Source organism: uncultured Microbacterium sp., assembly GCF_913776565.1.
GTDB lineage: Bacteria > Actinomycetota > Actinomycetes > Actinomycetales > Microbacteriaceae > Microbacterium.
On record NZ_CAJYPF010000073.1, the window covers coordinates 1 to 6063 of the forward strand.

Sequence of the window (6063 nt, forward strand, 5' to 3'; positions counted from 1 at the left end):
GGACGCGAGGGCCCACAACACGTACTCGGCGCCGCTGCCGTCGACCCACGGGTCGATCCGCAGGCGCCCGTCCAGGAGCGACACGATCGGCAGCACCGCCGACGCGACGAGGACGAACACCGCGACCGCCCACGCGGCACGTCGTCCCTGGCGAAGACCCCACGCCGCCACCAGCAGCAGCGCGAGCGGGACGATCGCGAGCAGGGCGGGACCGGCGCCGCGCGTCATCAGCAGGGCGACCTGCTCGTCGCACACGGATGCCGCGACCGAGCCGCATTGGGAGAGCAGCTCGTCGTCGTACTGCGTGTACGCCTCGACCACCAGTGAGAGCGGCCCCCGCCCGCCGCCGCTGATGAGGGCGACGATGGGGCCGGTGCCGACGACGGCCACGAGCAGCGCCAGCAGCGTCCGGGTCTCGCGAGCGGAACTGCGGTGCCAGGAGCGACGTTCCCGGCCCCGTGCGACCACGGCGCCGACGACGAGACCGATGACCGCCGCGGTCAGGCGGTACCAGCTGTCGGCGTCGCCGGCGTAGAGAGCGAACAAGGCGAGAAAGGCGAAGCCGACCAGCCGCACCCGGCGCCGCCACAGCGTGGGTGCGAAGGCGGACGCCGCCATGACGGCTCCGGCGATCGGCGTCGTCGGGTCGAGCACGGGCACTTCGGCGGCGACCACCGGTCGCAGATCGGTCAGCGCCCAGGCCGCGGCGTGGAAGCCGATGCCCAGCAGCAGGCCCGAGAAGCCGACGGCCCCCAGGACGACGGCCGTGCGCCGCGACCCCAGCAGGCGCTCGGCGTAGGCGAGCACCGTCAGGGCGAGCGCGACGGACGACACCGCGTCGACGGTCGAGTCCGGGACGACGAGCGCGGTCAGCAGCGTCCACCACCGGCCGCTGGCGAACGTCGCCAGGGGGCCGGCCCCCCAGACGAGGGCAGCTTCGTCGTTCCACAGCGAACCTGTTGCGGCCGCGGCGGTGAGCACGACGACCGCCGTGACCACGGCCACGGGGTTGCGGGAGAGGTAGTGGCGTGCGAACGATGCCACGACGCCCCATCGCGACGGGGTGCGCTCGACGGTCGGGGGCGGGGCTGTTTCGGACATCGGCGCAAGCCTATGAGCAAAGCCTCGGCGGCGGGATCAGTACCAGATGTCGAGCAGCGGAGTCATAGCGGGCGCAAAGGAACGGTCGATGGCGGCGAGCGCGCTCGCCGTTCCGTGGAGCGTTCCCGCCTCGGCCAGCTCGCTCGCGCGCACCCCGCCGAGCAGGAGCGAGCCGAGCGCGTTCACCTGACCCGTCACCACCCCGGTGGAGACCTCCCGAGCACGCTCCACCCGGGCCTCTCCGTCGCCGTCGACGTGCACGTGCCAGTCGCCCTCGGCGAACCCGAGGGGGTCGCTGATCCGCAACACGACGTCGAGGGGCGCGCTGTAGCGACGAGACGCCAGCGCAGCCGGAACGTCGAGGACGCGCAGCCACTGGTGGTCGGTCAGGGTCGCGGTCACGGCCCGCCGATCGGTCACCATCCACTGCACCGGCGGGACCGGCGCCTGCAACCACGCCTTGACCTGGGCCACGAGGTCGTGCTCGATCGCGAAGCGCCACAGGGCCGCGGCCGCCTCGCCCCCGTCGGCGAAGAGCGCGCGCACGTTCAGCTCGTGCGCGGTGAACGAGTCCGCCTCGGCGATCGTGTAGACGAGGATGCCGCGCTCCACGCCCTCGATGTCGCGATACACGACGGCGCGCACTTTCTCCGCCTCTTTGTCACCCGGGGCCGTGCCCGCCAGTCCCCGCCACCGGCCGTCCCATCCGGGCACGGAACCGGGCCGCTGGACCCGGACACGCTCGTGGACCGCGGAGATGCGCTCGGCGAGCCCCTCTCGCGGCACGAAGTCCAGCCGTCCGGGTGCCGTCGGCCCGGCCCAGCGGGCGCGGCGCGTGTCGACGACGACGTCCGATGCCCACGTCGCCGGCGAGAAGCCCCAGCGTCCGTAGATCGTGGCCTCGGTCACCGTCAGACCGGCGACAGCGACGCCCGCCGCGGCGGCCGTGCGCAACTCGCCGCCCAGCATCGCGCGGGCGATGCCGAGGCGACGGTGCGTGGGAGCGACCGTGACGGCGCTGATCGACCACAGGTCGAGCTGGCGCCCCGGTGAGGTCGTCAGCGGCGCCACCCACGAGTCGATGGTGCCGACGGGCACCTCGGGCTCGATCGCGCTGCGGTCGAAGACCCCGGTCAGACGACGCGTGCGCAGTGTCGACCGGGCGTTCTCGGCTTCGTCGTCACTGGACTCGGGACCGAGGAATCCCCGCGCCACGGCCCGCTGGAACGGGCGATAGCCGGGGCCGTCGGCATCCACGCGAGCGTAGTCGAGGCCGTTCGCGGCCAGATCCGCCGCGGAGGTGTCGTCGAGGGGCAGCGTCAGAGGATCGATGGATGCCATGGCTCCACCCTACGGACGACCCCCGACACGCACCCGGCGATCCGTCACACGGTGACGGTCAGTGGGTGGCCTGGATGGCCCGCAGGCGCGAGAGCACCTGATCGCGCAGCTCCTCGGGCGCCGTCTCCTTGCACGCCCGGGCGACGACCTCGGTCAGGGTCCGGGCGACGTGCGCCTCGTCCTGGCATCCGGGGCAGTTCTCCAGGTGCTCGCGGATGTCCTTCGCCTCGGTCTTGCAGACCTCGTTGCGCAGGTACTCCTCGAGGTCGCGTCGTGCCTTGTCGCAGCCGCAGTCGCTCATTTCTTCTCTCCCGTCGCGGTGTGGATCCCGCGCTCCTTCGCATAGTCCGACAGCAGGTCGCGCAGAAGGCGTCGTCCGCGGTGCAGACGGCTCATGACCGTGCCGATCGGGGTCTTCATGATGTCGGCGATCTCCTGATAGGCGAAGCCCTCGACGTCGGCCAGGTACACCGCCATCCGGAAATCCTCGGGGATCGACTGAAGGGCGTCCTTGACGACGGATGCCGGCATGTGATCGATCGCCTCGGCCTCGGCCGAGCGGGCGCTCGAGGCCGTGGTGGACTCGGCACCGCCGAGCTGCCAGTCCTCGAGGTCGTCGATCGCGCTCTGATACGGCTCGCGCTGCTTCTTGCGATACGTGTTGATGTACGTGTTCGTCAGGATGCGGTACAGCCACGCCTTGAGGTTCGTGCCCTGCGTGAACGAGGCCCACGAGCCGAAGGCCTTCACGAAGGTCTCCTGCACGAGGTCGGCGGCGTCGGCGGGGTTGCGCGTCATGCGCATGGCCGCCGCGTAGAGCTGATCCATGAAGGGCAGGGCCTGCTCTTCGAACTGCGCGCGGGGCTCCGTCGCGTCTGCGGTGTCGTTCATCGGGCGCAAGTCTACGTCGCGCCTCGTCGCGGCCACCGGGATGGCTGCGACGGTGCGGTCTCGCTCCAGAAGTGCGGTCACGTGTCGTCCCCTTTCAGTAGGCTAGGAACCGATGACTGCACTCGGGTATTCCCCTTCGGCCGCCACGCCTCGCGGCGAGTGGGACGCGCCCGTCGCCGCCGCAGCGGTGGATGCCGTCCTCACCGTGCCGGGATCGAAGTCCCTCACCAACCGCGAGCTCATCCTCGCCGCGATCGCCGACGGGCCCGGCATCCTGCACGCGCCCCTGCACTCCGACGATTCGGCGCGCATGATCGACTCCCTTCGCGCGCTCGGCGTGGGAATCGAGGAGCTCGAGACCGACTCCCCCTTCGGCCCCGACCTGCGCATCACCCCGCCGACCACGTTCGTCGGCGGCACCACGGTCGACTGCGGCCAGGCCGGGACCGTCATGCGCTTCATCGCGCCGCTCGCGGGGCTCGCTCGCGGCGACGTGCACGTCACCGCGCACGAGAGCGCCCTGCACCGTCCGATGGGCGCGATGATCCGCGCCCTGCGCGACGTCGGCGTCGACATCGACGACGGCGGCCACTGGGCCCTGCCCTTCTCGGTGCGCGGTCACGGCCACGTGCGCGGCGGCGAGGTCGAGATCGACGCCAGCCAGTCGAGCCAGTTCGTCTCGGGCCTCCTGCTCGCCGCGGCGCGCTTCGACGTGGGCCTGCACCTGCGCCACGTCGGCTCGCGACTGCCGAGCATCCCGCACATCGACATGACGGTCGAGTCCCTCGCGCACCGCGCCATCCACGTCGAGCGGCCCGCGCCGGGCGAGTGGATCGTGCCCGCCGGCCCCGTCCGCAGCAAGGACGTGGCGATCGAACCCGACCTGTCCAACGCCGCTCCGTTCCTCGCGGCGGCGATGGTGGCCGGCGGGTCGGTCACCGTCGCGGGCTGGCCGCTGCACAGCACACAGCCCGGGGCCCTGCTGGTCGACATCCTCGCCGAGATGGGCGCGCGGGTCAGCCGGCGCGGCGGTGCTCTGACGGTCGCCGCCGGCGACGACGGCATCCTGGGCGTCGATCTCGACCTGTCGGCCGCCGGAGAACTCGCACCCACGCTCTTCGGTCTCGCCGCTTTCGCGGACGGCCCGACGGTCCTGCACGGCATCGGCCACATCCGCGGGCACGAGACCGACCGCATCGCCGCCCTCGTCGGTAATCTGCGTTCGATCGGCGGCGAGGCGCACGAGCTCGAGGACGGCATCCGCATCGTCCCGCGGCCCCTGCACGGCGGCGAGTGGAAGGCGCACCACGATCACCGCCTCGCCACCACCGGCGCCCTGATCGGGCTGAAGGTCCCGGGCATCCGGATCGACGACATCGGCACGACCGCCAAGACCCTCCCCCAGTTCCCCGCCCTCTGGCGGAGCATGCTGGGGATGGATGCCGCGGACCGCCCGTGAGCTGGCTCGACGACGCGGACGACGACGACGATCTCGCCTACGACGAGTCCTCGATCCGCGTCCGCCCCAACCCCAAGGCCAACCGCCCGCGTACGAAGCGGCGTCCGGCCCACGCGGACGCGCGGATCGCCCGCGTCCTGGGCGTCGATCGGGGCCGGTACACCGTCCTCGTGGACGAGGACGGGCCGGACGAGCGCCGGGTCCTGGCCACCCGGGCCCGCGAGCTGCGCAAGCAGCCGATCGTCAACGGCGACCGGGCCCGCGTCGTCGGCGACCTCTCCGGCGACGACGGGACCCTCGGGCGCATCGTCGGCATCGAGGACCGCACCTCGTTGCTGCGTCGCAGCGCCGACGACACCGACCAGGTCGAGCGGGTGATCGTCGCCAATGCCGACCAGATGCTCGTCGTGGTCGCGGCCGCCGACCCCGAGCCGCGCGAACGCCTCGTGGACCGCTATCTGGTCGCGGCGCTGGATGCCGGCATCCGTCCCCTGCTCGTCGTCACCAAGACCGATCTGGCCGATCCGACCGAGTTCCTGTCGCACTTCGACGGCATCGACCTGCGTGTGTTCACCAGCGCACAGGGACACATGCCGCTCGAGGCCATCGGAGAGGCGCTCGCGGGGCACGCGACCGTGTTCGTCGGGCACTCGGGTGTCGGCAAGTCCACCCTGGTCAACGCCCTCACGGGGTCGGAACGGGCGACCGGACACGTCAACACCGTGACCGGTCGCGGTCGGCACACGTCGTCGTCGGCGGTGTCGCTGCGCTACCGCGGACCGGCCGGGACCGGGTGGGTGATCGACACCCCGGGCGTGCGTTCGTTCGGTCTGGGCCACGTCGACCCCGCTCACGTCCTGGGGGCCTTCACCGATCTCGCCGAGGTCGCCGAGGACTGCCCGCGCGGCTGCACGCACCTGCCCGACGCCCCCGACTGCGCGATCGTCGAAGCCGTCGCGGCGGGGCGCCTCGGCCCCGGGGCGGGGGCGCGCCTGGACTCGCTGCAGCGCCTGCTCACGACGTTCCAGGGCATCGAGCGTTCTAGGCTGGAGGGGTGACCAACCTCGACAAGGGCGACACCGCGCCCGATTTCACCCTTCTCGACCAGGATGAACACCCCGTCTCGCTGAGCGACTTCCGCGGACGCCGCGTGATCCTGTACTTCTATCCGGCCGCCCAGACGCCCGGCTGCACCACGCAGGCGTGCGACTTCCGCGACAGCCTCGCGTCGCTCCAGGGCGCCGGCTACACGGTGCTCGGCATCTCGCGCG

At 72.0% G+C, this 6063-nt stretch carries 6 protein-coding genes and 1 pseudogene; 3 read left to right on the plus strand and 4 right to left on the minus strand.

Translation table 11 applies throughout. The annotated features are described in order from the left end of the window. From QZ433_RS04350 to QZ433_RS04365, 4 genes and pseudogenes are all read right to left on the minus strand, one after another. Nucleotides 1-1101, minus strand: a pseudogene (locus QZ433_RS04350) (hypothetical protein); the annotation flags it as partial. Between the two features lie 36 nt (nucleotides 1102-1137). Then, nucleotides 1138-2442, minus strand: coding sequence for a GNAT family N-acetyltransferase (locus tag QZ433_RS04355; RefSeq protein ID WP_295780190.1), 1305 nt, complete (start codon nucleotides 2440-2442; stop codon nucleotides 1138-1140). 58 nt (nucleotides 2443-2500) lie between these two features. Next, entirely contained in the window at nucleotides 2501-2743 is a 243-nt protein-coding gene (locus QZ433_RS04360; RefSeq protein WP_108317288.1) for a zf-HC2 domain-containing protein, read from the minus strand. Then, nucleotides 2740-3333 carry a sigma-70 family RNA polymerase sigma factor gene (locus QZ433_RS04365; protein WP_108317299.1) on the minus strand — a complete coding sequence of 198 codons (594 nt, stop codon included), beginning with the start codon at nucleotides 3331-3333 and terminating at the stop codon, nucleotides 2740-2742. Before QZ433_RS04365 ends, QZ433_RS04360 begins: the two co-directional genes overlap by 4 nt. A gap of 112 nt (nucleotides 3334-3445) precedes the next feature. Here QZ433_RS04365 and aroA point away from each other — a divergent pair, with 112 nt between their 5' ends. The 3 genes from aroA to QZ433_RS04380 all read left to right on the plus strand — a co-directional run. Beyond that, nucleotides 3446-4792 (plus strand): 3-phosphoshikimate 1-carboxyvinyltransferase, encoded by a 1347-nt coding sequence (gene aroA, locus QZ433_RS04370; RefSeq protein ID WP_295780191.1) that lies wholly within the window; start codon nucleotides 3446-3448, stop codon nucleotides 4790-4792. Beyond that, nucleotides 4789-5850 carry a ribosome small subunit-dependent GTPase A gene (gene rsgA, locus QZ433_RS04375; RefSeq protein ID WP_295780192.1) on the plus strand — a complete coding sequence of 354 codons (1062 nt, stop codon included), beginning with the start codon at nucleotides 4789-4791 and terminating at the stop codon, nucleotides 5848-5850. The genes aroA and rsgA overlap by 4 nt, the downstream gene beginning before the upstream one ends. Next, a partial coding sequence (locus QZ433_RS04380) for a redoxin domain-containing protein (RefSeq protein WP_295780193.1) occupies nucleotides 5847-6063 on the plus strand: 217 nt, incomplete at its 3' end. The genes rsgA and QZ433_RS04380, both read left to right, overlap by 4 nt.